This window comes from Haloferula sp. (genome assembly GCF_049672945.1).
In the GTDB taxonomy this organism is placed as follows: domain Bacteria; phylum Verrucomicrobiota; class Verrucomicrobiia; order Verrucomicrobiales; family Akkermansiaceae; genus Haloferula.
Genome location: NZ_JBATWY010000056.1, coordinates 1 through 26,793, shown reverse-complemented (window position 1 = coordinate 26,793; position 26,793 = coordinate 1). Strand labels below are relative to the sequence as shown.

The window sequence follows — 26,793 nt, the reverse complement described above, 5'->3', positions numbered from 1 at the left end:
CCGAATGCTTCACCGCCTTTTCCTCCTCTTGCTGGTCCCACCGGTCTTTGCAATCCCCGCGAGCACCACGCTCACGCTGGTCGAGGGGGAACCCGGCTTCAACACGCTCACCATCAGGGTGGATCCCGACACCCCCATCTCGCTCGCTGACACGGAAACGACCATCCTCTCCGGCTCGGTCATCGCGGATTTCGATGTCGATCCCGCCACCGGCAAAACCAGTGAATTCACCCTCCGCGAAGGCAGGGCGACCACCTCGCCCTTGAACTTCAGCCGGAGCTTTCTCGGCCTAGGCTACAATGTCAGCGGAAACCAGCTCTCTGCCGCCATCGTCACTCCCGATCCTCCCGGTACTGTCGAACCCGAGACTGGTGAGTTCGATGCCTCCCAGCATAGCTTCGAAATTGATCAGGGCTCGATCACCGGAACCGCCCTTGGCAGTCCAGTAGACCTTACGCTTTCCCCCGAAGATCCCTTCATCGGTTCCGGCAGCGGCACGGGCACGATCACTCTGACTCCCGACGGAAACTCCGGGATCTTTCTGAAATTTTCGGTCGCCGTCACCCTGCCAATTGCGATCGACGACAATTTCGACGGCGGGGGTGTCAATGTCGCCATCACCGCCGCGGGCACCCTGAAAGCCACCGGCACTCTTGAAGTCCCCAAAAGCGAATACCTCGCCTGGACTCTTGCCGAAGGCATCACTGGAGCCGATGGCCAAGCCGATGCCAATGGCGACGGCGTGCCCAATGCCATTGTCTGGGCCCTCGGTCTCGGAGCTCTCGATGATGCCCGGAACTTCGTTCTCAAAACAGCAAACGGCGCTTACGAAATCCAATTGCCGCCCACCGGAACCATTGCTCCGATCACGATCCAAGGCTCGGATCTCTTCTCCGCCTGGACCCCCGTTTCAGCGAACCGTATCTCCTCCTCCCTCAACCCGATTCCTCCTGCAAGCACCGGTCTGATCACCATCAGCCGCATTGCCGACGAATTTCTTCGGCTCAAGGTCGACGAGTAAATTCGGCCGCAACCTTTTCGATCCTGACCAAGGTGACATAGCGTTACCGATCCAATCCCTTGAGGATCCTCGCCCGCGCCTCATCTGAAATATCCGCATTTCTGACAGCCGACCTCGCCGCTTCGGGGTCAGCCGCCTTCCACTGATTCGCCGCCTGCTGGACCAGTTGCTGCCTCTTCGATTCATCGCCGACGCTCACCGCCCACTGGAAGGCTGCTTCGGGATCAGAACGACTCAGATCACCCACCAGTCGTTCGACCGCGATATTCCGCTCCTTGCCTTCGGCCAGAGTGATCACAAATTCGGCCGCCCCGCCAATGTCGTAGTCCCCCCAATTGTCGACCAGCTGACTCACCGATTGGGTTCGCTGATCCCCTTCAGGCAGCCTCATCAACCATTCGCTCGCAGCGCTCGGGTCGTGCCGGGACCACGAACTGGTGATGTTGGAAGTCACATTCCCGAAATGCTTCTCGCGATCCTCTGCAGACAAACCCGCAGTCGCTTCGTCATACATCGTCACCGCGGTCTCAATATCCTGATACGCGAGATTCTGGATGAGAGAGCCAAGCGCTCCATTCTTGGAATCGCCTTCAAGATGCGATTCCACCCAATCGCGGGCACCCTGCGGATCTTGTCCCGCCCATCCACGCACCAGGGAGTCGATCGCCGCCTTTCGATCCTTCTCATTCTCGAAACTCAGCGCATACTTTGCGGCGGCTTCGGAGTCCGTCTGAACCCACTGTGAGAAGGCGCTGCTCACGGCGCTGCTCCGCTCGTTTTCGCGCAGATCAAGGCCTTCCATCCAGGCCATCGCCGCAGCGCCGTCTTCCATCGCCCAACTGCCCGCAATCGTTCCAACCTGGTGGGAACTGTTTTGATCGATGCCCATCTGTTCCAGCATGCTTGCCGCCTTCCTTGGGTCGGATTCGGCAATCTTGTTGATGATGCCGCTTGTCGCCTGATTCTTTCGCTGCCCCGCAGGAAGCCCCTCCACCCAGCGCAAGGCGGCGTCCGGATCCGTCTGCGCCCACTGAGAAGCCACATTCGAATAGTAATGGCTAAGGCTCTGACCCGAAGGCATGGACTCCAGTAACTTCGCAGCCCCCTCGATATCACTCTGAATGATCTGCCACATTCCCTGCTCAAGCGCCGTGGCACGATCATGCGAGGGCAGCGACTCGATCCAAAGCATCGCCTCTTTCGGTGCATTCTGAAACCAGCTACCAGTAATACCGGAAAGAACCCCGTTCCGCTGCGGCCCGCTTGGCAACTCATCCAGCATCTTCAAGGCGCGTTGGGGATCGCTCGCCGCCAAAACTCGGGCAATCTGGGACATCATGCCGTTCTGTTCCGCGCTGTTTTTCACTCCGAGGGCAAATTGGAGCGCCCGTTCGGGGTCTTGACTTGCCAAAGCAGCGGCGAGTCCACTCATTGCCTGCTGCCTCGCCTGAGGACCTTCCAGCGTGTCCAAACCGGCAATCGCCGCCTCCGGGTCTTCGCTGGCCCAGGACGAGAACAATTGATGATACTGGTAGCTATTTCGAGAGCTTCGATCCTTGTTGAGCCACTCCAAGGCCATGCCTGGATCCTGCACCGAGGCATTCGCAATGAACGCCTGCAGCGCCGCCTGCCTCTCAGGGCCCTCATCCAATTCACTGAGCATCACTTGGGCATCGGCCAAGCTTGTTAGACTAACTTCACCAATGATCGCCGCACATGCCTGCTGCCGAAGCCATGGCTTGTCGATGTCCTTTACTGCGGCCCAGGCTCCCTGCGGATCTGATTTCGCCCAGCGGCCGTAGAGAGCGTTCCACACTTTGTGAGTCCTTACATCCTGATGGCTCGATCCCTCAAGTTCGCTGAGCATCGCCTGGACCTCGCCTTCGCTGAGAGCATCGATCGCCTTGTAAAACTCCACACTGGGTGCTGTCCCATGGTAGGAGTTTGTCAGGTCCAAAATAGCTTGGAGACCCCTGCTCGACTGCCCGCCACCACCACTCGCCACCTTCCGTTTCGAGGCCTTCTCTCCTGATCCTTCCCGCCTTGGAATGCCTGCATGTTCCTCATGCTCCGCACCGGAGTCCTCCTTGTTTCCGCCCAAGTCATCGACGCCTCGGGTGATGAGAAATCCAAGAACGACTCCGAGAACGAGAGTCATCAGCGAGGCAGGAGGGCTTTTCATGAAGTTAACACGAAGCATGAGTCCCGCTCTCGACTTGTCGAGATCACGATTTACGAAAATGGCATCCCATTGGAGTCAATCGCTCCGAGCGAAGCGCCAAGCCCCCGGAAAGCTCGACCTACAAACCCGGCCGCGGCACCTCCGACGGCACCTGCCATGCCGGAGCGGCCTTGAACTTCGTCTTCCGCTTGTAAATGCGGTGCCGCGTCGCGATGTAGAGCGTGTCGCCGTGAAGCGCGCAGTAGTTGATACGACCATCCTCGTACTTCGGCTTCGGCAGGATCAGGTTCACCCGCCCGGGCTGATCAAAAACCTGCAACCCCGCCTCGGTCCCGACGAGAAGATGACCGGAAGCCGTCGCACATTGACCGTCCAAGGCATAGGTCCCTGAGTTCGTCGGACCATGAGCGTAATGATAGGCCTGTTGATTCGATAACGAGCCATCTTCACCAATCGTGTAAGAGTGCACAAAGGGACCCGCAAACTGGCAGACCAGCAACTGACTCTGATCCGCACTCAAGCCAATCCCGTTCGGTCCCTTGAAGCGATACGACTTCCGCTTCCCCGACTTGAGATCCACATGCCATACCTTGTCCGCCTTCGGTGCTGTAAAATAGAGCTGACCGCTCGAGGAAACCACCACGTCATTCGCCCCAGCTTCATCAAACACCACCTCAAACCCTCCGGCCTCCGTATCGTAGGCCCGCACCTGCTCACCCGCCACATAGAGCGTCTTGCCATCCGGTCCCATTGCGATGCCGTTCCCTCTATCTGTTCCGTAAAAAATACGCATCTCCTTTCCATCCGGAGTAATCCTGAAAATCTCGCCATCCGGCACGTCGGTGAAAAAAAGCGTGCCGTCTTCTGTTAGAGCAAGACCCTCGGACCAGTTGTGACCTTCGCTCACCACTTCCCAGTCCTCACCCGCGATCAACCACTCAGACGCCCGTGACCTGCTCTTTTCCGGGTGCGTCTTCACCGGCACCTTGCCGTGATCCTTCCACAGCCATCGCAGCGCCTCCGGCATGATCGCATTTCCGTGCTTCCGGTTGTGCTCGCCCTTGCCCCACCGGAAGTCCTGTTCGTAGCCCGCGAACTCCAGCGCCCGCTGCATCGCCTGATTCGCCATCCACCAGTCGCCACCATAGATGTTCAGGTCATTCTCTCCATCTTGAAGAAAGACCCGCAGCGGCTTTGGCTCGGTCTTGCGGATCAGGGTCGGATAGTCATTTCCCCCGCGGAGTCCGACGAAAGTGCCGTTCATCGAAAAGACCCGGCGAAACTGATCCGGCCGCTCCCACGCCACGGTGAAGGCCGCGATCGCTCCCGATGAAGCGCCACATATCGCACGATCATCCGGATTGTTAGAAATTTTCAATCCAAGCTCGCGCTCGACCTTCGGCATCAGCTCATCGACCAGGAAGCGCGAGTAATCCGGGCCCATGCCATCGTATTCCAGGGAACGGTTGAATCTCGGCTGCGCGCCCTTCCGCCTCGGCGGCACCACCCCAGGATCGACGAACAAGCCAATCGTCACCGGCATCTCACCGCTCCCGATCAGGTTGTCGAAGACCATCGGCACGTAGCCTTCCTTTCCGGGATTCCTGACAAAGCTCCCGCCGTCCTGAAAGACCATCAAACACGCCGGCTGCTTCCCATGATACTGCGCCGGCACATAAACCCAGTAATCGCGCTCGGTTCCCGGAAATACCTTCGAATCCGAGAACTGGTGCTTGCTCAGCGTCCCAACCGGCACATCAACCTGCATCTGCGAGGCAACATCCAGCGGGTAGCGTTCCTCCTGCCCCACAAGCGGCAACACCAACAGAATCCCAGCAAGCATGCGAATCATGCATCGCATACTTCACCTCGTGCCAAAGCCTGTCAAAGGACCTCCCGGGCATTACGCCACGAAAGACTAGCTCTCCGCGTCCGCCCTCTGCGTGCCTTCCTTCTTCAAGCCATACCGCGACACCAGGGTTTCGTGCGAGTGATTCACGAAAACCGAGCTCGTTTCGAAAGGATGCTCACCCACCACCTTCTTCACCCCACGACTGATCGCTCCCACCAATTTCGCGCTTGCCTCGGCCGCCATCACCACCGTCGAGGGATTGCCCTGATGAAGGAAAGCCGCCTCATGTTCGACCGAGGATTCCTCGCGTTCGATGTGCCGCAGCAAGGTTTCGATTTTCTCCATCTTCGCCGCGTTGGTCAATTGACCGACTCGTGCTTCCTCGAAGTTCCGTTTAAGCGCCCGCTCTTCCACCTTCAAGGCCTCAAGCCGCCGCTTCAATTCGCTCGCTGCTGGCTGGCCGATCTCATCAATCGCCAACTCCAGCTTCTCGAGCTTCTGCTCTGCTTCCTCAATCTTGGTCGCCAAGAGGACTTCGTGGGATGCGTCATTCGTGTCCATACAACTCCGTATCATAGCGTGAAGAAGGCTTTGCGCCATCCATTTCTCCAGATCGCCCAATTCCCTAGCCTCCCGGCAACTTGCCTGCTATCCCGGCGCACGCATGTTTGAGATCAAGGAAAAGCCGGAGATGGTCGAGCGCGCACTGCTGGTGCGGCTCTACTTCGACCCCCGCGAAGCCGACGAGTCCGAAGCCCTCCTCGAGGAGCTCGAAGAACTCGTCAACACCCTCGGCATCGGCATCGTCGACAAGGTCCTCGCCAAATCGCGCGCGATGCACCGCAAGTTCCTCTGCGGCACCGGCAAGGCCGCCGAGATCGTCGAACTCGCCCGCGCCCATGACTGCGACTGCATCGTCTTCGACAACCAGCTCGCCCCCTCCCAGCAGCGCGAGTGGGAAGCCGCTTCGGACCTCTGCGTGATCGACCGCGAAGAAGTCATCCTCGACATCTTCGCCAAGCGCGCAAAAACCCGCGAAGCCCGGCTTCAAGTCGAGCTCGCCCGCATGCAGTACGCGCTCCCGCGCCTCGCCCGGATGTGGGGCCACCTCGACCGCGAAGGCGGTGGGGGTTCCGGTGGCTCCGCAGCCGCCCGTGGCATGGGGGAAAAGCAGATCGAAGTCGACCGCCGCATGGCCAATGTCCGTATCGATCGAGCCAAACGCGAACTCGAGGAAGTGCGCAAGCAGCGCGCCACCCAGCGCCACGCCCGCGAGAAGCTCGAGACCCCGCACGCCGCCATCGTCGGCTACACCAATGCCGGAAAGTCAACCCTCCTCAACCGACTCTCCGGTTCCGAAGTCATGGCAAAGGACATGCTCTTCGCCACCCTCGACACCACCACCCGCAAGATCGACCTCCCCGACGGCCAGCCGCTGCTCATCACCGACACCGTTGGATTTGTAAGAAACCTCCCCCACCGCCTCGTCGAAGCCTTCAAGGCCACGCTTGAAGAAGCCGTGCTCGCCGATTTCTGCATCCATGTGCTCGATGCCTCATCGCCCGAAGTCGAACGCTTTCACGACACCACCCTCGAAGTCCTCGCAGAACTTGGCGCCGGTGAAAAGACCATCATCACCTTCCTCAACAAGATCGATCGTGTCACCGATCCCGAGCAACTCGCTTTCCTCAAACGCACCTACCCCGAGGCCCTCCACGGCTCGGCCCTGAACAAGCTCGGGATGGAGGAACTGCTCCAAGCCTGCTCACGTGTCCTCGCCGACCGCGTCCACCGTGAACGTTACCGCATTCCCCAGGCCCGCGCCGACCTCATCGGCCTGCTCCACAGCCACGCCAAAATCCTTTCCACCGACTACGAAGGGAACGACATCCTCGTCCACGCCGTGGTCCCAGCGGCAATCGCCGGAAAGCTGGAGCAATATCTCCAAGAGACCCCCGCCTAATGCGCGGCAGGCTTTGGACTGCGGTGGCTTCAAAGCGGTATCGCCGCTCGAAGACTCGCTCTGCCACCGCCCTCCAAATTTGGAGCCCGACCCTTGAATCCCGCCGGGTTTCCGCTGGCACGGTCCTCCAGTATCGATAGCGTTCACCTGCCGATGCCCGACAACGCCTTCAGCTTGAAAAGCCTCCGCAAGGTGCTAGGATTGCCCCATGCCTCCGAAAAACCAGCGCAGGGTCACGATCGAGGAAATGCTCGAACAGACCCGCCGCAACCGTCGCCGCTCGGCGATTCTCGAATCACGGAGTGGGCCGGTGCTGCCGGAAGATGCCTTGAAGGAAGTGACTTCGCCCAAAGCCTCGACGGCTATCAGGTCGAAAGCGAACTAAGCGAGATCTTCCGCGAGACCCCCGAATTCGGGCGCTCCCTCGCCCTGCGTCTCGCCGATTTTCACCAAAGCGATTCCGAGGGAAATCTGTCTCTTATCGGTGGTGGAGGAGAAGCCGTGGTTTTCGGTGATCCCGCAAACCAACAGGTCATCAAACTGCTCGGCGGCGCGGGAAAGGCTGGCTTCGGCTGGACCGTCGACATCGATGCCGAAGGCATGTGGATTCTCCGTCCTGGCGGGCTGACGGAATCATTGATCCGCTTCATGCTCGCCGAGGAAAATTTTCCCACCGGCCTCGATCTCCACGCTCTCGGTTCCGATGGCAGTTTCCTGCTTCTTCAGCAGCCCTTCATCGTCGGCACGAACCCCTCCGAAAACGACCTCGCCGACTGGATGCGTCAGCAAGGCTGGCAAGCCTACACCCCCCCGACCCGCCTCGATATGCTCGCGCAGCTCACCTGGCGGCGCGACGGGATCATCGCCACCGATGTCCGCCCGGAAAACGCCATCCTTGCTGAATCCGACGGCGAAATCTATCCCTTCGACATCATTCTCATCCGCGAGCAAGCCTGAGTAGGGACAGACGCAAGTCCCCCCTCCAAAACTTTGCGCCTTTGCGCCTTGGCGGTTCCACTTCCCTTCCCGATTATCTCGACCAGCCCTCATGAAGGAAACCCTCGCCGAGCTCGAACGCTGGGGCGCCGACGTCATCTTCGGCCGCGCCAAAGGTTTCCGCGCCGGCATGACCCGGCTCGCCATGAGTGCGCTCTCGGTGCTTTTCCTCCAAATCGTCAAAGCCCGCCTGATGGTCTTCCGCCGCCGCTGGAAACAGCAGTCCCACCTCGGCACCCAGGTCATCTCGATCGGCAACATCACTGTCGGCGGCACCGGCAAGACCCCGGTCACCGAAATGCTCTCCAGAACCCTGCGCGACCGCGGCCGCAGCGTCGCCATCCTCAGCCGTGGCTACAAAAGCCGCCGACTCAAGCAGCCCCAGAAGTGGGAAAGCCGCGACGGGCATCCCATCGACCCCGACCACATGCCGAAGGTCGTTTCAGCAGGAGACAAGCTGCTGCTCGACTCCAAGTTCGCCGGTGACGAGCCCTACATGCTCGCCCAGAATCTCAAAGGCGTCTCCGTGGTCGTCGACAAGGACCGCATCAAGGGCGGGCGCTTCGCCGTGCGCCATCTTGGAGCCGACACCCTCGTGCTCGACGACGGACTCCAGTACCTCCGCCTCGCTCACGGAACCGACATCGTGCTCGTCGACCGCACCGCACCCTACGGCACCGGCCACCTGCTCCCTCGCGGCACCCTGCGCGAGCCACCCGCCAATCTACGGCGCGCATCGTACATCCTGATCACCAAGTGCGACGGCTCACCGAACGACGCCCTGATCGAACAACTCCGGCGTCACAACCCCTACGCCCCGATCATCGAGTGCGCCCACGGGCCGCGCTATCTCGAGGAAGTCTTCACCGGCAAGCGCAAGCCGCTGGATTACCTCCAGGACAAATGGGTCGCCGCCATCTCAGGCATCGCCGTGCCGGAAAGCTTCGAGAAATCGCTCGAAAACCTCGGGGCACGTGTCGAGATCCGCCGCCATTTCCCCGACCACTACCGCTTCAACATCCGCGAGATCAATGCCTTCATGGAACGCTGCATCGAGCGCGACATGCAGCTCGTCGTGACGACCGAGAAGGATGCCGTCCGTTTCCCAAGGCCGAAGGAGATCACCGTCCCGATCTGGTTCCTGCGCATCGAGGTCGAGATCCTCAAAGGTCACGACGACTGGGAGGAAATGATCGACCGCCTCTGCCACCCCCACGCCCCCGGCGACCCGATCCTGCGCTTCCGCGACGCCTACGCCATCTGACCGTGGACTGCTGCAGCCTGCTGCCGCTGTATCGCGAGACAGCCTGCTGTCGAGGCACCGGCAGCAGCAGGGCTGCATGGCCGAACAGCGGCAGCAGGCTGCGCGCAGTCCACAAATACTCGCCAAACCCGCACCGTTTTCCCTAAAAACCTCTCATGGATCCCCTCCCAACTGACGAGCAATCCGCCAAAGGCACTCGCGATTGACCGCACGCTCCCCCTCACCGCCTCGGAGTCGCCGGAGTTTACATGATCACCGCCCGCAGTACCGACGCAGTCCACCTCCTATCCGACGACACCCTCAAAGACTGGTTTCAACAAACCCTCTTCAGTATCGCCGACGAGCTCTCTTGGAAAATAGAAGCTTGGGCGATCCTCTCAAACCACTACCACTTCATCGCCCACATCGGCGAAGGTGAAGATAACGCAAAGTCCCTAACAGCGGGACTACGAAAACTCCATAGCCTCACAACCAAAGAACTCAACATCCGGGACGGCACACCCGGTCGCAACCGACTGTGGCAAAACTTCCGTGACACCCATCTTACCTTGCAGCGCGGCTACCTCGCTCGACTGAATTACGTGCATCGCAATCCCGTGCATCACGGGATTGTCCGAGTCGCCACCGACTACCAATGGTGCAGTGCCCGCCATTTCAAAAACGCCGTAAGCCCCGCATGGCTCGCCACGGTCGCCTCATTCAAGTTCGACGAAATCGCCCAAAAAGACGGCGAGTAGTCCGTGGAAACACCGTGGACTGCTGCAGCCTGCTGCCGCTGTTTCGCGAGACAGCCTGCTGTCGAGGCACCGGCAGCAGCAGGGCTGCATGGCCGGACAGCGGCAGCAGGCTGCACGCAGTCCACAGCCATCACTTCGGCAGAAAGAAACCCTGCTGCTTCTCCGAAATCGGCAACCCGAGCTTTGCCATCACCTCCAGCATGTCCTCCCAGATCATGCGCTTGTCCTTCAAGCCGGCATTGCCGTGGAGCAGGTAAGCCGGATGATAGGTGACCCGCGCCGGAATCCCTTCAAACGCATGCCACTCATTCCGCATCTTCCCCACCGCACCTGTTAGACCGAGCAATCCCTCCGCGGCGCTTGCCCCGAGCGCGACGATGCACTTCGGCTTCACGATCCGCACTTCCTCGCGCACGAAGGCCAGGCAGCTCGCCATTTCCTCCGGCGTCGGCTTGCGGTTGTTCGTCGTCTGCTTCGGCATTGCCGGCCTGAACTTGACGATATTCGAAATGTAGACCGCCTCACGCTCGAGACCCATCGCCTTTAAAATTCCATCGAGCTTCTGACCCGCCGGACCAACGAATGGCGTTTCCTGCTTTTCCTCCTGATAGCCCGGTGCTTCGCCCACCAGCATCAACTCCGCCTCCGGATTCCCGGTCGAAAAAACCATCGTCTCGCGCAGCGTTCCCAAAGCCTTTGCCGGTGCCCAGTTGGCAGCCTGCAGTTTGAGCGACTCGATCCGCTCCGCACTCGAATCACCACTGACCGTGATCGTCGCGACGGGAGTCAGCGACTTCTCCCTCTCGGGCTCCTCGTGCAGCGACACCGAAGCCACCACCGCAGGCTTCCTGGCCGGAGCCTTCGGCCCATGCGCCCGCCGATGCAGCTCACGCAGCAGCTCCTTGGCCTGCTCATCCAAAAATACACTCTCCGTCCCGCGCGCCTCCTCGGCACGCAAGTAATCCAGCAAAGTATCCACCGGTCGACTCACAATTCCAGACTCGGACCTCAATTCTCACATTACAAATCTCAAATTCCGCGTCACACTGTCCCCATGGACCCTGAACTCCCCAGCCAACTCAAAGCCGAGCGCTGGTACTCGGCCCCACGCCTTTGGGAAAAACTTCGCCGGACCTCCAAGGTGCTCGGAAAAAACGCCGTGCTGACCATTTTGACCCTCTACCACTGCCTCCGGGACTCCGATACGCCGACCTGGGCCAAAGGCGTCATCGTCGGTGCCCTTGGCTACCTGATCTTCCCTGCCGACCTCGTGCCCGACATCATTCCCGGTGCCGGCTACGGCGACGACTGGGCCGCGATCGTCGGCGCCCTGGGAACCGTCGCCGCCTACGTCAAAGACATCCACAAGGTCAAAGCCGCCGCCCAGACCGAAAAGCTCTTTGGACGAGTGGGTCGCTGATTGCCGGGACATTTCGGTTCAGGTGTTAACGATCATTCGAAGACATCGAGCGCAACCACCTGAAAGTCGTTCAAGGTTCGACCTCGCCCTCCCGATGCTCCACCCTCCCCCCATGCTTCCCGCCCTCACCGGCTACTCGAAAGACTCCCTCACCGAGCTGATGGCCGAGTGGGGCGAGCCGAAGTTCCGTGCGACCCAGCTTCTCGATTGGATCTGGAAAAAGAAAGCCGCGTCCTTCGAAGACATGACCAACCTCCCCGCGGCCCTGCGGGAAAAGCTCACGGAAACCCACTGCCTCCACGCCCTCGAATCCACCACCGTCCAGGGCAGCGCCGATACCACCCGCAAGTTCCTCTTCAAACTCGGTGACGGCCGCTATGTCGAATCCGTCCTCATCCCCGCCAACCCCGCGCTCTACGGCGAAAAATCCGACCGCCGCACTCTCTGCGTTTCCTCCCAAGTCGGCTGTGCCTACGGCTGCAAATTCTGCGCCTCCGGCCTCGCCGGCTTTTCCCGCAACCTCGACGCCGCTGAAATCGCCGGCCAGGTCCTAATGGCCGAACGGCTCTCCGGCGAACGCGTCGACAACCTCGTCTTCATGGGCATGGGCGAACCTTTCGCGAACTTCGACAAGCTCATGGCTGCGATCGAGATCATCACCGCCGATTGGGGCCTGCATCTCGGCGCACGACACCTCACCATTTCCACTTCCGGCCTCGTCCCGCAGATCAAAAGACTCGCCGATCACCCGCAGCAGATCCGCCTCGCGATTTCCCTCCACGGCGCCACCGACGACGTCCGCGACCTGATCATGCCGGTGAACAAGAAGTGGAAGACCGCCGACCTCTTCGAAGCCCTCGACTACTGGAACTCCCGTAAAAAACAGCACCTCACCCTCGAATACATCCTCATCGAGAATGTGAACGACGACCTCGAGCAAGCGCGCATCCTCGCCACCCACGCCAAGCGTCTCACCGCCAAGGTCAACCTGATCCCCTACAACACCGTAGAAGGCCTCGAATGGGTCCGCCCCTCCGAAACCCGCTGCCGCGCCTTCCGCGACATCCTCAAGAATGCCGGCGTCTCCGCCACCCTGCGGCTCGAGAAAGGCCACGACATCGACGCCGCCTGCGGTCAACTCCGGCTCAAGCAGGAAACCGAAGAAGGCATCATCGAGGCCCCAGTGAAGAGCTGATCGCCCCCCATGGGAAGTGGGACGCCACCGTCCCCCAAAGGGAGCGCCCACTCGTCGCCAATCCCCACTCGATCCTGCCTGAACAACGCTCTCAGCTTTGCTCTGCTCCTATCTGGCCAAATCCGCCACAATCTTCTCCGCCGTCTGACTCCCCGAAATGATCGCCCCTTCGATCGAGGCGCTGCTGGTATGGTCGCCACAAATCCACACGTCGCCCATTTTGAGAACAGTCTCTTTCTTCAATTCACCCGCCTCAGGGAGCTGCTCCGGCAGCGCATGCTTGATCAGATCCGTCCGCAGATGGATCCACTCCTCGACCTGCTCGCCAAACCACGCGCCCAGCTCCTCCCTCACCTGATCAGGAAGACCGGCATCCGGATGCAAACCCAGCACCGACACCGAAATCAAAGCCCGCCCCGGGGGCGCATAGCTTGGAGCCACATCCGAGAGCACACAGACATTGTTCACCAAACCTTCACCACCCGCATTCAGCGCGATGATCGGCTCCGCGAGCGGTGATTTACTAGAACTGTAGTATAAATTCGTCACCGAGCGCCACTCGGGAGCCTGCCTCTCGAATTCAGGGATCAGCTTGCCCGTCTGGCTCGCCTGCGTCGCCACCACTACCCGCGATCCACGGACCTCCTCACCGCCGACAAGACGACATCCCTCGCCACTGACCGAAGCAACCACCGCATCAACACGGATCGTCTCCGCAGGAAGTTGCCGGGCCAGCTGCAGCGCGATCTCCCCCATCCCCTTGGCGGGAAGGGTGGCACTTCCCTGACTGAACATCTTGAAGGTGAACTCAAACATCCGACTGGAAGTCCGGAGCTCTCTCTCGAGAAAAATGCCTCCATAAAACGCACGGAAAAAGCCGTCGATCATCCCACCACTGAATCCCCGGCGTTTCAGAAAATCCTCGGTGCGCTGATCGGGTCGGCCCGCAATCTCCTCATCAGCACTCCCCAAGGCGCGGAACCTGAGCAGCGCGACCCGGAGCTTGTCCATCACCGAACCCACCGGAGCGAAGGCACTTTCAAGAAGCGCCGACGGCTTGCGGAAGACGTCCATGACCCGATGCAGCTTCTTTCCATCGAAGACCATCGCCCCCGGCTCGAAGGGGTGGAGATCGAGTTCCTCCAGGTTGAGCAAACGCCCCGCTTCCGGGTAGGCACTGAGGTAGACCTGAAATCCGCGATCCAGAAGATAGCCATCGACATGATCCGTCCGCACCCGTCCACCGACCCCATCACTCGCTTCCAGCACCCGCACCGGAATGCCAGCCCGATGGAGCTTCAAGGCACAGCTGAGACCCGCCAGCCCAGCTCCGATGATCAGCACCGGCAAGGACTCGGCTTCTTCTCCCTTCATGCGCCCGAAGGTGCCGGAGATCGGGAAGTTTTCATCCATAAAAATGGATCGCCGCCATGTAATCCTTCAAAAGCTCCCAATTCGCATGGCCGCCAGCGGCCCCATTAGATTCTCTTTGCGCTTCATCGGTCTTGGGGATTCAATCCTCCCGAGATGCGCCTTCTCCTTTTTCTGCTCCCCGTCCTGCTCTTCGCCTCCTGCTCTTCACCCTCCTGCTGGTCCGGCGGCATCGACCTCCGCCCTACGGAAACCGACTCCCTCGCCGGCGTCACCTACGACATCGGCAACCCGACCAACGTCAAAGTCTACAAAGGCCTCGCCCACCCGACCGGCGACACCGCGAAGTACGAAAAGCAGGTCGCCAAAGGCGGATGGATCGAAATCGAGGGCTTCAAGTTCTTCAAGGAGCCGCTCGATGTCTCCGACGAAACGATCAACAAGGTGCTCGACCTTTACCGCGACAAGAAATCCCACCAAGCATGGGGACCGAAAGACAAATGCGACGGTTTCCACCCCGACTACGTTCTCGTCTGGCAGGGCCACGACGGACAACGCGCCATCCAGCTCTGCTACGGATGCCACGAATGGAAGTTCTTCGGACCCGGCGGTGTCTTCCTTTCCGACATCTCCGAGAAAGCCTACTTCGGCCCGCTCACCCGCAGATGGCTGAAGAAAGACAAGGACTGAACTTCGAGGACGCCTTGCTTCATCCTCAAGCTTGGCGTCCTTGACGACTTGGCGTTTCAAATTCAAGCAGTGCCCATCCAGCCATCACCTCCCCGCGCCTGGGCCGAGATCGATCTCGAAGCCCTCCGCCACAACCTCAGAGTCTCACGGGAATCCTCCGGCGGCTCGGTCATGGCCGTGGTCAAAGCCGGTGCCTACGGGCACGGACTTGAGGAGATCGCCCGCATCCTCGCCGAGGAAAACATCGCCTTTTTCGGGGTCGCCAACGTCGGTGAAGCGAGGCGCATCGCTGACAGCGGCGTTGCCACACCCATCTATCTCCTCGGTGCAACCTGGTCCGAAGAACGGGCCGAAATCGTCGCGCGCGGCTGGACCCCCTGCATTTCATCGCTCGACGAAGCCCGCCACTTTTCCGAACTCGCTCAAGCCTCTAACAAGTGCCTCAGGGTGCATCTCGCGATTGACACCGGCATGGGCCGCGGCGGCTTCGTAGCCCGAGGCCTGCCCGAGATCCTCAGCGAACTCGAAGCCCTCCCCGGTATCGAAGTCGAAGGCATCGGCTCCCACCTGCCCTCGGCCGACGAGGACGAAGCCTTCACCTGCTCGCAGTTTGCCAGCTTTCGCGAAACCATCAACTCCCTTGGCGGCCCCGCTCGCTTCAAATGGATCCATCTCTCTAACAGCGCCGGGCTCCTTGGTTACGACAACCATCCCTGCAACCTCGTCCGTCCCGGCCTGATGCTCTACGGCATCTCGCCAATCCCCGGATTCCAGGATAAATTGCAGAATGTGATGACCCTCAAATCACGCGTCACCCTCGTCCGCACCCTGCCCGCCGGTCACGGCATCTCCTACGGCCGCGCCTTCGTCACCACACGCGAGACCCGGGTCGCCACGGTCGGCATCGGCTACGGCGACGGCTATCCGCGCCATCTTTCCGGAAACGGGGCCGAAGTCGTCATTCGCGACCAACGCTTTCCCCTCCTCGGCCGTGTCACGATGGATCAGATCATGATCGACGTCACCGGCTCCGAAGTCACCGCCGGAGATGAAGTCGAACTCTTCGGCCCCCGCATCCGCGTCGACGAAGTCGCCGCCAAAGCCGGCACGATTGCCTGGGAAATCCTTACCGGCATCACACCACGGGTCGTTCGGATCCATCTCTAACTAAAAAGACCTCGCGCACTTGGCGTCTTGGCGTTTCACCTTCTCTACAAGTCATGGACCAGCCCGTTCCCGCCACCGACGCCGACGGAAACCCCAAGACCGAACATGTCGTCGTCGAGGAACCCCTCCAGATCACTCTCGACGGCCATCCCATTTCCGTCGTCATGCGCACACCCGGCCATGATGAGGATCTGGTCCGAGGTTTCCTCATTACCGAAGGCATTCTTCCGTCTCTCAATGCCATCCGCCGGATCGATTTGGAGTCGAAAGCCAACCACGCCCTCGTCTTCCTCAGCGACGACATCAAAGTCGATCTCGGCCAACTGACTCGTCATGTTTTCAGTGCCTCTTCCTGTGGCATTTGCGGCAAGGCCAGCATTGACGCCATCATCAGTGGCTTCCCGCCACTCGAAGACCCTCCACGTTTCCCAAAAGAAGCCCTTTTAGCAGCCCCCGACATCCTGCGCACCGCCCAGGCAACCTTTGACACCACCGGCGGTCTGCATGCCGCGGCGCTCTTCGATACCACCGGAAAAATGCTCGCTGTTCGAGAAGACATCGGCCGCCATAACGCCGTCGACAAGCTCATCGGCCACGCTCTATCGAACAATATTGATCCCGCCACCGCCTTCCTGCTCGTTTCCGGCCGCGTCTCCTTCGAGATCATGCAGAAGTCCCTCGCTGCGCGTATCCCGCTCGTCGCCGCCATCAGCGCCCCCTCCTCCCTCGCCATCGATTTCGCGACCAAGGCCAAGCAAACCCTCGTCGCCTTCCTCCGCCCGCCGAAGTTCAACGTCTACGCCGGAGCACCATGGAGAAGGAGTTTGTAACTCCTTCCGCCAAAACCCAGCGCCATCCTACCCCTCATCCACCGCAAAGGACTTAAAAAGTCCTTCTCCATATTCGAACCCTACGCCGGAGCACTATGGAGAAGGAGTTTGTAACTCCTTCCGCCAAAGCCCAGCGCCATCCTACCCCTCATCCACCGCAAAGGACTTAAAAAGTCCTTCTCCATATTATCCCTTCTTCCTCACGCTGATTTCCACGCTCTTGCTTGTCGGCGTATTACTACCTTCGGCGTAGCTGCCCACAGGCACCAGGGCATTCGCCTCTGGAAAATACGCGGCGGCCATGCCTCTCGGCATGTCGTAAGGGATCGCCCGAAAGTTCGCTGCTTCCCGCTCCCCATCTTCCCAGTGACTGACGAGATCGATCGCTTCCAGGGGATCGATCTCAAGCTCACTCAAGTCCTGCGGGTTCATGAAGACGATGCGGCGACCGTTCGAAATCCCGCGATAGCGATCATTCGGGCCGTAGACCGTCGTGTTGAACTGATCGTGGCTGCGCAGCGTCTGAAGAATGAAACGCCCCGGCTTCACCATGAAGGCATCCAACTCCATCGCAGAAAAATTCGCCTTTCCTGTCGCCGTCTTCCAGACCCGTTCCTTGGCAGCATTCGGCAAATAGAATCCTCCCGGCTCCATCACCCGCTGATTGTAGTTTTCGAAGCCCGGCACCACCGCTTCGATCCAGTCGCGGATCCGGCCGTAGTCCTCCGCCAACCAACGCCAGCGTATCTTGCCCACATCACCAAGCACCGCCTCACCCAAGCGAGCGACGATCTCCGGCTCCGAGAGCATCTGATCGGACATCGGCTTCAGCTTGCCGCGCGAAGCCTGCACCACCCCCATCGAATTCTCACAAGTCACCGGGCGCCCCTGGTCATCGTCGCTACGGCCGAGGCAGGGTAGGATCAGCGCGCGCTTGCCGGTCACCAGATGGCTGCGGTTGAGTTTGGTCGAAACATGGCAGGTGAGCCGGCACTTGCGGAGCGCGGCAGAGGTCAGCTCGGTATCCGGTGTGGCTTGAACGAAATTCCCTCCCAAGCCGAAGAACACCTTCCCCTCACCCCGCTGCATCGCCAGGATCGAAGCCACCGTATCCCAGCCGTGCTTGCGCGGCGAAGTGATCCCCGCCTGCTTGTCGAGTGCCTCAAGAAAACTCTCCGGCATCATTTCCCAGACGCCTACGGTGCGGTCGCCCTGCACGTTGCTGTGGCCGCGGACCGGACAGAGTCCGGCGCCCGGACGACCAATCGCCCCGAGCATCAGATGGAGATTCACCACCTCGCGAATCGTCGCCACCGCATTGCGATGCTGGGTAAGCCCCATCGCCCAGCAGGTGATCAAGCGCTTCTTCCCCGAGGAAACAAGCTTCGCGAGAGCTTCGATCTCATCCCGCGAAACTCCCGATAGTTTTTCAATCTCCTCCCATGAGGTCTTCTCCAACAAACTACGATAATCCTCGTAGCCACGGGTATGCTGCGAAACGAAGGTCCCGTCGGCGTCCAGGCACTTGGCGATGCCGCGAAAAAGAGCCATGTCGCCATTCACGCGGACCTGAAGGTAGGTCGAAGCCAGCGGCGTCGCCTTGCCGAGCATCCCGGACACTTTTTGTGGATGGGCGAAGGCGATCAGCCCGGCCTCCTTCAAGGGATTGATCGCCACCACTTTCGCGCCCCGCTCGACGGCTTCCTCCAGCGTGGCCAACATCCGCGGATGGTTCGTGCCCGGATTCTGACCCGCGCAGATGATGACGTCGGCATCGAGGAAATCATCCAGCGTCACCGTTCCCTTGCCCACCCCGACCGCTTCGTTCAGCGCCTTGCCGCTGGATTCATGGCACATGTTCGAGCAGTCCGGCAGGTTGTTGGTGCCGTAGGCGCGGGCGAACATCTGGTAAAGGAAGGCCGCCTCGTTGCTGGCCCGACCGGAGGTGTAGAAGACCGCCTCATCCGGCGAATCCAGACCCTTGAGTTCTTCCGCCAAAATCTCGAAGGCCTTGTCCCAGGATACCGGCTCATAGTGGGACCCGCCCTCTTTGAAAAGCATCGGTTCCGCGAGTCGACCTTGCCGGTCGTGCCAGCCGTCATCCTTCGCCATTAGATCAGCGATCGAGTGCTTGGCAAAAAACTCACGTCCGATCGCCATACGCATCGCTTCCGAAGCCACCGCCTTCGCTCCGTTCTCACAAAATTCCGCCGCCGCCCGTTTACCATCGGGATCCGGCCACGCGCAGCTCGGACAATCGAAGCCCCCCTTCTGATTCAGCTCAAGCAGCGCCTTGGTGCCACGCACGACCCCATCACGAGTCATGACCTGCTTCATCGACGAGGCCACCGCTGGCGCTCCCCCCGCTTGCTCTTTCGGCGAACCAACATGCGGGTTCTCTGATGAATCATCTGACATCGGTAATAAGCCTATCGCCGCAATCCGATTAGGCCAAAGGTTCAATCGCTAATCATTGTGAAAAGCATTCACTCATCGCGCTCCGCTTCCCCAATTCGTTCGCGACGCCAAGCATCGGTGAAAACCGCTACTCCTCGACAGCCGCCTCTCTTGCCGCAGCCTCTCGCTCTTTCTTCCGCTGGGCCCTTCCTTCGAAGATGGTGGGCAATTTGAGATACTCCGCGGCCTCGATCAAGTTGCTCTGTTCCTCCGGAGTTTCCGCAAGGACTGCCGCCTGCTCAAGGTAGGGGATCGCATCCCGGGAACCCAGGTTGATCACGGCTTCAAGAGCCGCCACCCGCAACTCGGGTTCGGGGCTTCGCAGGCTGGCCATGACTTCCTGAAGAATGGCCGGGTCATCCGGGTAATGCGACTTCTCCAGGAGTTCGGCTCGCTGTTCATCGATCCACTCGATGTGTTCTTCGCTGCTTGTCGAATAGGGTGAAACCCGGGGGTTCGGCAAACCCCACGCTTGAAGAGCCGCCGCTCGCTCGGGTGAAACGCCCGACTTCGATAGACTCGGTCCGGGGCGGCTAGCCCGCTCGAGCTTCTGACTCGAATCCACTGCAGGCGCCTCCACGACTTCGGATGGCCTCGTCATCAGGAAGATCGCCAAGGCCACCAGAAGAACTGCGACAGGAATGACGAATCTTGGCTTCACGGGTGGAAACACACCAAGCCCGCGAACTGTTCGCAACTTCAGAGTCGAAAATCTGAGGACGAAAAAGGCACCGCAACGGATCCCTCCACTGCGGTGCCTTGAGAATGCTTGAAGGTCTTCTCAGACCTCGCCAAGTCAACGGTTGGCGTCGACCACGGAATTCTCCCTGCCGCTGATGTCGAGACGACCCGTCACGGTTGCCGGCCTGGTGTCAATCCGACCCGAACCTTGAAGCTGCGTTGCACTCGTTCGACTGGACTCAGAAACCCGAACCGAATTACGGCTTTCACGAGCCGTGTATTTGTAACGGTTTTTCGCGATGCCTGCGACATCGATAAAGTCGACAAGCCTTTCTGGTCCAACAATCGGCTCGACCACAAGATCTTCGTCAGGGAGCTGCACTCGCAGCGCCGTCACGAAATCGGTCTCGGAGTTCTCGCTGATTGAGGTCGAATTCTCACTGTAGTTGCCAGCGACGACTCCTTCGGAAACCACTTCGGAGGTAAGATACTCGGAAACGTTGTAGACGGGTATGTTCTGATTATTGGCGATATAAACTCCTGGCAAATAGATATCGTCTCCCTCGGGGATGAAGACAAGGCGCGCCCCAAGCGGCAGCTTGAAATTTTCCCGGTCGGCGACGTAAATCATGAGATCTCTCTGGTTGAAACGCTCGCGCGCGCCACGCACGACGACCCGGCCATTGCTTTCACGGATCGAACCAATCCTGGTGATCGTAAAGTTAAAAGTAAGCGTCGAAGTCACTTCCCCTCCGTAGTGAGGTTCTCCCACCCCCAACTGCGCAGAGGCAAGCGAAGGAAGCGAGACAGCGGCAGCCGCAAGCAGCGATAGGTAGTTTCTAGTTCTCATTTCAATTAGCTTAGTGCTTCGTTACTTTAGGATTCTTAAGTATTATGTCAAACCCTCGCCACGGTGGATTTGCGATTCCTTGAGAAATAAGGGTGGCGAGGCGATCAAACGCCCGTCTTGGACGGATTTCTCATCGATGACTGCTCATTGTGAGCTAGGGATAATCTCGACTCCATCGGCCCGACAGCCGATTCTCCCGCCATGGAATTTCTCACCGTCGCCGCGCTCAAGCAGCAGGCTGGCGAGCAGCCGCAGCGACTTGCTGTCGACGCGGAACTGCAGGGCCGCAGCGAACGCCAGACCAAGGCCGGCAAGCCCTACCTCGTCCTTTCCTTTGCCGATGCCACCGGCAGCTTCAATCTCAACGCTTGGTCGGACGCCCCGCTCTTCGACGCCGCTTCGCGCTTCACCGATGGCACCGTGCTGCGCCTCGATGCCGACTGGACCCAGAACAAATACGGGCTGAACGCCGGCAACCTCGCCTGGGAGCGACTCGATGGCGATGCGCTCGAAAGCTTCTACGCGGGCGACGCCGAAACCGCCGAACGCCAGCGGGTCGCATGGAAAACCATCAGCGACTTCTGCGCCACCATCAACGACCCCCGCCTGGCCGCCCTGACCGCCCACTTTCTTGAAGAATACGGCGCGCGTTTCCGTCGGGCCGCCGCTGCTCGGAAAAACCACCATGCCCGCCGTGGCGGCCTCGCCGAACACGTCGCCCAGATGATGCGCTCCGCCGATGCCATCTGCGGCGTCTACCCGGAACTCAATCGCGACCTGATGCTCGCCGGCGTGCTCTTTCACGACTGTGGCAAGCTTTGGGAAAACCAATACGCCGAGAAAGGCTTCGCCCAAGGCCACTCGATCTACGGCGAGATGCTCGGCCACATCCCGCTCGGCATCGAACTCGCCAACAAGCTCTGGCACGAGGTCGCCGACAGCCCTGCCGCCAAAGGATGGCTCACCGAGGAACCGCCCAGCGAACACGTCCGCATCCATCTTCTCCACCTGATCGCCGCCCACCACGGCCAGTATGAATTCGGCTCGCCGACCTTGCCGCGGACCCCGGAAGCCGTCGCGCTGCACCACATCGACAATATCGACGCCAAGCTCGAAATGATGAAGGACGCCTATCAGGAATCCGCCGAACTCGCGGATGGCATTTACGAAAAGCGCTTCCCGCTGCCCGCCAATCAAGTCGCCCCCTTGCCATCCCATCCCGGAAAGGGTGACGCCCCGCAAACCGACGCCACCCCGCCCCGCAGCGAACTCTTCTAGATCATGGAACGCTCGGCGGCGATTCTCACCCGGCTGACAAAGCTGACCGATACCAGCCTGATCGTGCACTGGTTCACCGCCGACGCCGGTCTGATCAAAACCGTCGCGAAGGGCGCGCGCCGACCGAAAAGCCCCTTCGCCGGCAAGCTCGACCTGTTCTTTTCCGCCGAAATCAACTGGACGGCTTCACGCTCCAGCGACTTGCACAGCTTGAGAGAGGTCTCTCCGGAAAACTGCCGTCCGGGCATCCGCCGCGACTACGATGCCACCCTGCTGGCAGCCTACTTTTGCCGCTTGCTCGAGAACGCCGTCGAACGGGATCATCCCGAGCCCGGACTCCACGATTTGCTTGGCCGGGCGCTGGACCACGTCGAACTGCAAGGCGCCTCGACCCGGGCTCTGCGGCATTTCGAACATGAGCTCGCACATGGCTTGGGACTTGCTCACGAGAAGCGTCACGCCGCTCCAGCCTTGCGCGAAGCACTCGGCGGACTCCCGCCATTGAGAGAGCAACTATTTGACCGACTTGAGGTTGGTAAGAATTTCCGCTTCCCTCATCCCGATTCCGAGGTTTAAGTATTTACAAATCATGGACTCCTCCACTGTCACCCTCATCCAGATTCTACGTAAGCGTGTTGATGATCTGGTCGCCCAAGGCAACTACGAAGAAGCCGTCCACGCGGCGACTGCTGCTGTCGAGAAAACTCAGCAGGCTCTTTCGGAAGACCTGGATAGCATCGACGAATTCGCCGACGCCCTTGAACTCCGCGGTGAGCTGTATCGCTCGCTCGGCCGCTATGAGGATGCCCGCGAGGACTACTCACAGGCTCTCGACCAGTTGGAAAATCGTCCTGACCGGGTCATTCAGATTGGCCGACTCTGTGCCGATCAAGGGGCCGTCTACGATGCCCTTGAGAACAACGAACGCGCGGTCGAGTATTGGGAAAAGGCACTCGAAATTTTCTCGGAAGCCGAACCAGTCCAGTTGCTGGATGTCGCCGCGATGTCGAACAATCTGGCCTACATGAAGAAGGCCGCCGGCGATATCGATGCCGCCGAGACCCACTTTCTCAAAGCGCTTGAGATCCTTCACAACGAACTCGGTGCGGAACATGAGGAAACGGCCATCGTATCCAATAACCTCGGTGCCCTCTATCTCGCTTCCGGATTCCACGAACAGGCGCGGGAAATGCACATGATGGCGCTCGAAGCCCGTCGTAAAAACTTCGGTGACGATCACCCGGACACCGCGCAGTCGCACAACAACCTGGCACTCGCCTTACTCAATACCGGCGACCGTGCCTGGGCTCGACGTCACTTCGAGAAAGCGCTCCACGCCTTCGAAGTGCTCGGAAATGAATTCCACTCGGATCTGGAGGCGGTGGCCTCAAACTACTGCGATTTTTTGCGCACCGAGGGCGAAACGGTTCTTGCAGACCGCATCGAAAGCAAGGTCGGGAGCATGATCTGACATCGACTGAACCGTCTTTCAGGAAGAAGTCCTCACCTCGATCTTCTCGCCTTCCAACCAACGGCGAATCACTTCGCGGTTGTCGGTTAGAGAGCCATGAACTCGGTAATTTGAGCGCTTGAGCACCTCGGCATCCCCTTCACTTTCATCGACCACGCTCCACGGGCTCGACCCGGAAGAATGGATGAAGCGGAACCCTTCCGGCCCACTCACGATAAAGCCGACATGGGTATCCAAGCCCACAATCCTCACCCCGGACTGGTACTGGCGGAGACTGTCGGCATAATCCTGATAGGGAGCTCCCACGCGTCGCTCAAGTTCGCTGCGAGGCAAGAAAGTGCGTAGAATGTTTTCAGATGGTTCCCGCGCCAGCTTGTAGCGATTCACGCGGAATCCCGCGTCGCGCAGGACCGTTGCCACGAAATAGCCGCAGGCGACCTTTCCCTCTCCGGGGATCTCCGAGGTGCCATTGAAGTCCCACGGCGTCCCCAGCCAGCAGAGCATAAGATCCGGTAAAGCCGCTTCGAGAAAACCCTGGGCTTCTGAGATCACCGTATCCTGAGCAGCCTTGCCTTCCGCCGCACGGTATCGCTTGCCAAGGTCCAATCGCCAGCGCTCGGCTTCCTCCTTGAGGACTCCGTAGCGGACCGGGTCGGGAGTCGGTGACTTCCGGCCGATCACCAGCAGGGGCTTTCCGATCTTCTCCCAAGTACGCAGCACATCGTCACGAAACCACCAACCAAGCGCGGCGAGGCAGACCACACACAGCAGCAGTAGACGGAAAAAAAAACGAATCATCCTGATCGGGAGGCGCCGAGATCATCTCGAAATCGGTGGTAGTGAAAGCCTTAGACGTCAAGTTTCCCAAAAAAATCCCCGAGATGCGAATCTTTCGCCTCCGAGGACTCAAGACCCATTTATCATCCTGATCGGCTAAGACACTTGTCACCGAATTGCAAGCATGGCAAAAGCAGTCGATGAATTCGGGACTCCGCCTTGCCCTCATCGGCGCCATCTTCCAACTGGCCCTTGGGATTTCTCAAGCGGCGGAAATCCCGGATGGTTCGTGGAATGGCAAGAGTTGGGAGCGTGAAAGACTGGATGCTGGGGTGAAAAATGGAGATCCCGAAGCGCTGGCCGAGTGGGCCTACTGCGCCAGAATCGGGCAACTGGGGATCCCATATGACGAAGAACTCATCTTCAGCTACGCCAAGCAGTCCTCCGATGCTGGCAACTCATACGGGATGGCGATCCTTTCCAAATGTCACTTGGCCGGGACCGGAACGGAAAAGAATACCGAACTCGGTTTCAAACTGGCCCAAGCATCTGCCGATGCCGGTCATCCGCTTGGCCTGAAGAACGTAGCGACTTGCTACCTGCAAGGCGAGGGTGTCCCGAGAGACTATGACCAAGGGAACCAAATGACTAAGAAGTCGATGGACCAAGGCTGCGTGATCGCAGCCCAGAACCGAGCACTCCAGCTCTATCAGGGAATTTGTGGCAACCCCCGTAATCGGGAGAAAGGATTGCAGATCCTTACTCAAAGCTTCCGAGACTTCCGTGATTCCAACACGGCGAGGATTATCATCAGCTTTGTGCCCGAGGATCCTACGGGGAAAAAGGTGCCTCTCGATATTCAGGATGGCCTGGTCGAATGCCTACGCACTGCCCACCAGTGTGGCGTCCCCGGCGTCACGGCGATACTAGGCCAGTATCTCTGCCTGAACGGCCGGGGAAACGAAGGCATTCCCCTCGTCATTGAAGCCTGCGAAGCACCCGATGACATCGCTCATGAAGTCGCAGTGATCTTTTCCAATGGCCTAAAGGCATCCGAGAAGGCAGGGGCCGTCGGCCATTACGCGACCTTGTTTCGCTTGTCACGCGAGGCCGCAGAACTCGGATCGGAGTCCATCAACATCCTCCGATTCGCATCGGATTCCTATCTTTACAAATGGGGTGGCACAAAACCCAATCCTGAAAAAGCCGTCCCTTATGTTCTGAAACTCGCCGAACGAGGCTACTATCAGGCTCACGGATCACTCGGACGAATCTACTTCTCCAATACCGACAGCAAGATTCGCGACAATCGCCGGGGCATCGCCCATCTCGTCTATGGATCAAGCTTCGACCCAGGCGCCCTTCACTATCTAGCCGAAGCCTTCATCATCGGCCGACCGGAAGATCACGACTTCGTCCGCGGATACGCAGCAGCGGCCGCAACCGTCGGGAGACGGCAGGGAACTCCACGCGAAAAGGCAGACCGCATCCTCAATCTCGCGCGAAAGGAATTGAATGATGAGCAAATGGAGGAAGCACAGGAACTCATCGACCAAGGTTACCCGACCGCCGAAAAATTTCGCCGGCCCGCATTCGAAACCCTGAAGGAATACGGAGACCTCCCAAAGAGCGCGAAGTTCAAGAAGGCTCCCCGGTAACTTCCGCGATCCACCTCTTCACATCGGCATTGTCGACGGCTTCGAGCTGACCGCCGGGCGGCCGCACCACAGGCACCACAACGCAGTTTTTCTTCTTATGCTTGTTGTAAATTTCGAATGCCCCCTTCGCTCCGCTGAAACGGACTTTCAGGTTCAGCTTCTCGCCCGGCCGCTTTTTCGCCACCTTCTCGACGAACTCATTGCGTGAGTGCTTTGATCGTAGCGATTCTCTTCCCAGGTGGGTAATCACGTCGCCCGGCACCAGCCCCGCCTTGTCCGCGGGTCCACCTTCGACGACCTCCAGAACCATCGGCATCGAACTCAGGTTCTTCCCATTGTGGTCCAGAAACCACCCAAGCTTCCAACCGCAGTCCACGTCGCCGATGCCCAGCTTGTGCCGACGGTACATCGCCCGAATCACCTCCTTCGTCTGCCGATCAACCTCAGGATTGGAGGAACTCCTCATCACCTCGAGTACTTGTTGAAGAACTTCCTGCAAATTCGTCTCGGCTTCATTCACAAGCGCCTGCGAGGCTTCCGTCCGCTTCGTGAAATCCTCGGAGGACAACTCGTCGATCAACGTGCTCCGCTCCTCAACAGTCATTGCCGGACTCCACCCGGACAGGGACAGACTGAGAACGAAACATGCCGCAAGGGATGATCTCATTCGCCGATCCTCCACCAACGAAGAGTTCTTCGACAAGCCATAAAGACGAGACCAAGGGATGCATTCGGAAGCTGATGGGGCAAAGCATCCCCCGTTGAACAAAAAAGCCGCGACCCTCTCGGATCGCGGCTTGGGAAATATTCCTCGGAGCGGGTGTTACCAGCCTTGGTCGTCGTAGCCACCGCTACGCTTGCCGCCTTGGCCACCGCGACGACTTCCGCCACCGCCACCGCCACGACGTTCGCCGCCACCACCACCGCCGTAGC

General features: G+C 59.6%; 24 protein-coding genes. 14 read left to right on the top strand and 10 right to left on the bottom strand.

What is annotated here, in order from left to right; translation table 11 throughout:
- Nucleotides 1-4 precede the first annotated feature (4 nt).
- Nucleotides 5-1,021: a hypothetical protein gene (locus tag WBG04_RS05005; RefSeq protein ID WP_424313282.1), complete on the top strand. Its 1,017-nt coding sequence runs from the start codon at nucleotides 5-7 to the stop codon at nucleotides 1,019-1,021.
- A 43-nt stretch (nucleotides 1,022-1,064) separates the two neighbouring features.
- Here WBG04_RS05005 and WBG04_RS05000 read toward each other — a convergent pair whose 3' ends face one another.
- From WBG04_RS05000 to WBG04_RS04990, 3 genes are all read right to left on the bottom strand, one after another.
- Nucleotides 1,065-3,203 (bottom strand): hypothetical protein, encoded by a 2,139-nt coding sequence (locus WBG04_RS05000; protein WP_424313281.1) that lies wholly within the window; start codon nucleotides 3,201-3,203, stop codon nucleotides 1,065-1,067.
- A 118-nt stretch (nucleotides 3,204-3,321) separates the two neighbouring features.
- On the bottom strand, nucleotides 3,322-5,055 hold the full coding sequence (locus WBG04_RS04995; protein WP_424313280.1) for an SMP-30/gluconolactonase/LRE family protein: 1,734 nt from the start codon (nucleotides 5,053-5,055) through the stop codon (nucleotides 3,322-3,324).
- A gap of 66 nt (nucleotides 5,056-5,121) precedes the next feature.
- Nucleotides 5,122-5,616: a hypothetical protein gene (locus WBG04_RS04990; protein WP_424313279.1), complete on the bottom strand. Its 495-nt coding sequence runs from the start codon at nucleotides 5,614-5,616 to the stop codon at nucleotides 5,122-5,124.
- A gap of 103 nt (nucleotides 5,617-5,719) precedes the next feature.
- Here WBG04_RS04990 and hflX point away from each other — a divergent pair, with 103 nt between their 5' ends.
- From hflX to WBG04_RS04970, 4 genes are all read left to right on the top strand, one after another.
- Nucleotides 5,720-7,018, top strand: coding sequence for a GTPase HflX (gene hflX / locus WBG04_RS04985; RefSeq protein WP_424313278.1), 1,299 nt, complete (start codon nucleotides 5,720-5,722; stop codon nucleotides 7,016-7,018).
- Nucleotides 7,019-7,171: 153 nt separating this feature from the next.
- The gene (locus WBG04_RS04980) at nucleotides 7,172-7,975 is read left to right on the top strand and encodes a hypothetical protein (RefSeq protein ID WP_424313277.1); all 804 of its coding nucleotides are present in this window, start codon (nucleotides 7,172-7,174) and stop codon (nucleotides 7,973-7,975) included.
- Between the two features lie 91 nt (nucleotides 7,976-8,066).
- Nucleotides 8,067-9,278: a tetraacyldisaccharide 4'-kinase gene (gene lpxK / locus WBG04_RS04975; RefSeq protein WP_424313276.1), complete on the top strand. Its 1,212-nt coding sequence runs from the start codon at nucleotides 8,067-8,069 to the stop codon at nucleotides 9,276-9,278.
- Between the two features lie 248 nt (nucleotides 9,279-9,526).
- Nucleotides 9,527-10,015: a transposase gene (locus WBG04_RS04970; RefSeq protein WP_424313275.1), complete on the top strand. Its 489-nt coding sequence runs from the start codon at nucleotides 9,527-9,529 to the stop codon at nucleotides 10,013-10,015.
- Nucleotides 10,016-10,145: 130 nt separating this feature from the next.
- Here the strand turns inward: WBG04_RS04970 and WBG04_RS04965 are convergent, their stop codons facing one another.
- Nucleotides 10,146-11,006: a uracil-DNA glycosylase gene (locus tag WBG04_RS04965; protein WP_424313274.1), complete on the bottom strand. Its 861-nt coding sequence runs from the start codon at nucleotides 11,004-11,006 to the stop codon at nucleotides 10,146-10,148.
- A 63-nt stretch (nucleotides 11,007-11,069) separates the two neighbouring features.
- Between WBG04_RS04965 and WBG04_RS04960 the strand changes: the two genes are divergently transcribed.
- Nucleotides 11,070-11,435 (top strand): YkvA family protein, encoded by a 366-nt coding sequence (locus WBG04_RS04960; protein ID WP_424313273.1) that lies wholly within the window; start codon nucleotides 11,070-11,072, stop codon nucleotides 11,433-11,435.
- Nucleotides 11,436-11,547: 112 nt separating this feature from the next.
- On the top strand, nucleotides 11,548-12,630 hold the full coding sequence (gene rlmN / locus WBG04_RS04955) for a 23S rRNA (adenine(2503)-C(2))-methyltransferase RlmN (protein WP_424313272.1): 1,083 nt from the start codon (nucleotides 11,548-11,550) through the stop codon (nucleotides 12,628-12,630).
- Nucleotides 12,631-12,738: 108 nt separating this feature from the next.
- Here rlmN and WBG04_RS04950 read toward each other — a convergent pair whose 3' ends face one another.
- On the bottom strand, nucleotides 12,739-14,043 hold the full coding sequence (locus WBG04_RS04950) for an NAD(P)/FAD-dependent oxidoreductase (protein WP_424313271.1): 1,305 nt from the start codon (nucleotides 14,041-14,043) through the stop codon (nucleotides 12,739-12,741).
- Between the two features lie 114 nt (nucleotides 14,044-14,157).
- On the opposite strand from WBG04_RS04950, the gene WBG04_RS04945 reads away from it, so the two are divergent.
- From WBG04_RS04945 to fdhD, 3 genes are all read left to right on the top strand, one after another.
- Complete coding sequence (locus tag WBG04_RS04945) at nucleotides 14,158-14,691, top strand: hypothetical protein (protein ID WP_424313270.1); 534 nt, start codon at nucleotides 14,158-14,160, stop codon at nucleotides 14,689-14,691.
- Between the two features lie 69 nt (nucleotides 14,692-14,760).
- Nucleotides 14,761-15,858 carry an alanine racemase gene (gene alr / locus WBG04_RS04940; RefSeq protein WP_424313269.1) on the top strand — a complete coding sequence of 366 codons (1,098 nt, stop codon included), beginning with the start codon at nucleotides 14,761-14,763 and terminating at the stop codon, nucleotides 15,856-15,858.
- Nucleotides 15,859-15,911: 53 nt separating this feature from the next.
- Nucleotides 15,912-16,688 (top strand): formate dehydrogenase accessory sulfurtransferase FdhD, encoded by a 777-nt coding sequence (gene fdhD / locus WBG04_RS04935; RefSeq protein WP_424313268.1) that lies wholly within the window; start codon nucleotides 15,912-15,914, stop codon nucleotides 16,686-16,688.
- A 186-nt stretch (nucleotides 16,689-16,874) separates the two neighbouring features.
- On the opposite strand, the gene WBG04_RS04930 is transcribed toward fdhD, so the two are convergent.
- From WBG04_RS04930 to WBG04_RS04920, 3 genes are all read right to left on the bottom strand, one after another.
- Entirely contained in the window at nucleotides 16,875-19,106 is a 2,232-nt protein-coding gene (locus WBG04_RS04930) for an FdhF/YdeP family oxidoreductase (protein ID WP_424313267.1), read from the bottom strand.
- 127 nt (nucleotides 19,107-19,233) lie between these two features.
- On the bottom strand, nucleotides 19,234-19,806 hold the full coding sequence (locus WBG04_RS04925) for a HEAT repeat domain-containing protein (RefSeq protein WP_424313266.1): 573 nt from the start codon (nucleotides 19,804-19,806) through the stop codon (nucleotides 19,234-19,236).
- Between the two features lie 135 nt (nucleotides 19,807-19,941).
- Nucleotides 19,942-20,676: a hypothetical protein gene (locus tag WBG04_RS04920; protein WP_424313265.1), complete on the bottom strand. Its 735-nt coding sequence runs from the start codon at nucleotides 20,674-20,676 to the stop codon at nucleotides 19,942-19,944.
- Between the two features lie 201 nt (nucleotides 20,677-20,877).
- Here WBG04_RS04920 and WBG04_RS04915 point away from each other — a divergent pair, with 201 nt between their 5' ends.
- From WBG04_RS04915 to WBG04_RS04905, 3 genes are read left to right on the top strand one after another with little or no spacing between them, the layout of a single operon-like run.
- On the top strand, nucleotides 20,878-21,954 hold the full coding sequence (locus WBG04_RS04915; RefSeq protein ID WP_424313264.1) for an HD domain-containing protein: 1,077 nt from the start codon (nucleotides 20,878-20,880) through the stop codon (nucleotides 21,952-21,954).
- A gap of 3 nt (nucleotides 21,955-21,957) precedes the next feature.
- Complete coding sequence (gene recO, locus WBG04_RS04910; RefSeq protein ID WP_424313263.1) at nucleotides 21,958-22,530, top strand: DNA repair protein RecO; 573 nt, start codon at nucleotides 21,958-21,960, stop codon at nucleotides 22,528-22,530.
- 13 nt (nucleotides 22,531-22,543) lie between these two features.
- On the top strand, nucleotides 22,544-23,425 hold the full coding sequence (locus WBG04_RS04905; protein ID WP_424313262.1) for a tetratricopeptide repeat protein: 882 nt from the start codon (nucleotides 22,544-22,546) through the stop codon (nucleotides 23,423-23,425).
- An 18-nt stretch (nucleotides 23,426-23,443) separates the two neighbouring features.
- Here WBG04_RS04905 and WBG04_RS04900 read toward each other — a convergent pair whose 3' ends face one another.
- Entirely contained in the window at nucleotides 23,444-24,223 is a 780-nt protein-coding gene (locus WBG04_RS04900) for a hypothetical protein (RefSeq protein WP_424313261.1), read from the bottom strand.
- Between the two features lie 179 nt (nucleotides 24,224-24,402).
- On the opposite strand from WBG04_RS04900, the gene WBG04_RS04895 reads away from it, so the two are divergent.
- The gene (locus tag WBG04_RS04895) at nucleotides 24,403-25,860 is read left to right on the top strand and encodes a tetratricopeptide repeat protein (RefSeq protein WP_424313260.1); all 1,458 of its coding nucleotides are present in this window, start codon (nucleotides 24,403-24,405) and stop codon (nucleotides 25,858-25,860) included.
- Here the strand turns inward: WBG04_RS04895 and WBG04_RS04890 are convergent.
- Complete coding sequence (locus WBG04_RS04890) at nucleotides 25,841-26,527, bottom strand: PDZ domain-containing protein (RefSeq protein WP_424313259.1); 687 nt, start codon at nucleotides 26,525-26,527, stop codon at nucleotides 25,841-25,843. The two genes, WBG04_RS04895 and WBG04_RS04890, sit on opposite strands and share 20 nt — an antisense overlap.
- Nucleotides 26,528-26,793 lie beyond the last annotated feature (266 nt).

Bases quoted from the DNA above. Each gene is read 5' to 3' on its own strand.
- WBG04_RS05005 (WP_424313282.1), top strand. From the start codon at position 5: ATGCTTCACCGCCTTTTCCTCCTCTTGCTGGTCCCACCGGTCTTTGCA.
- WBG04_RS05000 (WP_424313281.1), bottom strand. From the start codon at position 3,203: ATGAAAAGCCCTCCTGCCTCGCTGATGACTCTCGTTCTCGGAGTCGTT.
- WBG04_RS04995 (WP_424313280.1), bottom strand. From the start codon at position 5,055: ATGATTCGCATGCTTGCTGGGATTCTGTTGGTGTTGCCGCTTGTGGGG.
- WBG04_RS04990 (WP_424313279.1), bottom strand. From the start codon at position 5,616: ATGGACACGAATGACGCATCCCACGAAGTCCTCTTGGCGACCAAGATT.
- hflX (WP_424313278.1), top strand. From the start codon at position 5,720: ATGTTTGAGATCAAGGAAAAGCCGGAGATGGTCGAGCGCGCACTGCTG.
- WBG04_RS04980 (WP_424313277.1), top strand. From the start codon at position 7,172: ATGCCCGACAACGCCTTCAGCTTGAAAAGCCTCCGCAAGGTGCTAGGA.
- lpxK (WP_424313276.1), top strand. From the start codon at position 8,067: ATGAAGGAAACCCTCGCCGAGCTCGAACGCTGGGGCGCCGACGTCATC.
- WBG04_RS04970 (WP_424313275.1), top strand. From the start codon at position 9,527: ATGATCACCGCCCGCAGTACCGACGCAGTCCACCTCCTATCCGACGAC.
- WBG04_RS04960 (WP_424313273.1), top strand. From the start codon at position 11,070: ATGGACCCTGAACTCCCCAGCCAACTCAAAGCCGAGCGCTGGTACTCG.
- rlmN (WP_424313272.1), top strand. From the start codon at position 11,548: ATGCTTCCCGCCCTCACCGGCTACTCGAAAGACTCCCTCACCGAGCTG.
- WBG04_RS04950 (WP_424313271.1), bottom strand. From the start codon at position 14,043: ATGGATGAAAACTTCCCGATCTCCGGCACCTTCGGGCGCATGAAGGGA.
- WBG04_RS04945 (WP_424313270.1), top strand. From the start codon at position 14,158: ATGCGCCTTCTCCTTTTTCTGCTCCCCGTCCTGCTCTTCGCCTCCTGC.
- fdhD (WP_424313268.1), top strand. From the start codon at position 15,912: ATGGACCAGCCCGTTCCCGCCACCGACGCCGACGGAAACCCCAAGACC.
- WBG04_RS04930 (WP_424313267.1), bottom strand. From the start codon at position 19,106: ATGTCAGATGATTCATCAGAGAACCCGCATGTTGGTTCGCCGAAAGAG.
- WBG04_RS04920 (WP_424313265.1), bottom strand. From the start codon at position 20,676: ATGAGAACTAGAAACTACCTATCGCTGCTTGCGGCTGCCGCTGTCTCG.
- WBG04_RS04915 (WP_424313264.1), top strand. From the start codon at position 20,878: ATGGAATTTCTCACCGTCGCCGCGCTCAAGCAGCAGGCTGGCGAGCAG.
- recO (WP_424313263.1), top strand. From the start codon at position 21,958: ATGGAACGCTCGGCGGCGATTCTCACCCGGCTGACAAAGCTGACCGAT.
- WBG04_RS04905 (WP_424313262.1), top strand. From the start codon at position 22,544: ATGGACTCCTCCACTGTCACCCTCATCCAGATTCTACGTAAGCGTGTT.
- WBG04_RS04900 (WP_424313261.1), bottom strand. From the start codon at position 24,223: ATGATTCGTTTTTTTTTCCGTCTACTGCTGCTGTGTGTGGTCTGCCTC.
- WBG04_RS04895 (WP_424313260.1), top strand. From the start codon at position 24,403: ATGAATTCGGGACTCCGCCTTGCCCTCATCGGCGCCATCTTCCAACTG.
- WBG04_RS04890 (WP_424313259.1), bottom strand. From the start codon at position 26,527: ATGAGATCATCCCTTGCGGCATGTTTCGTTCTCAGTCTGTCCCTGTCC.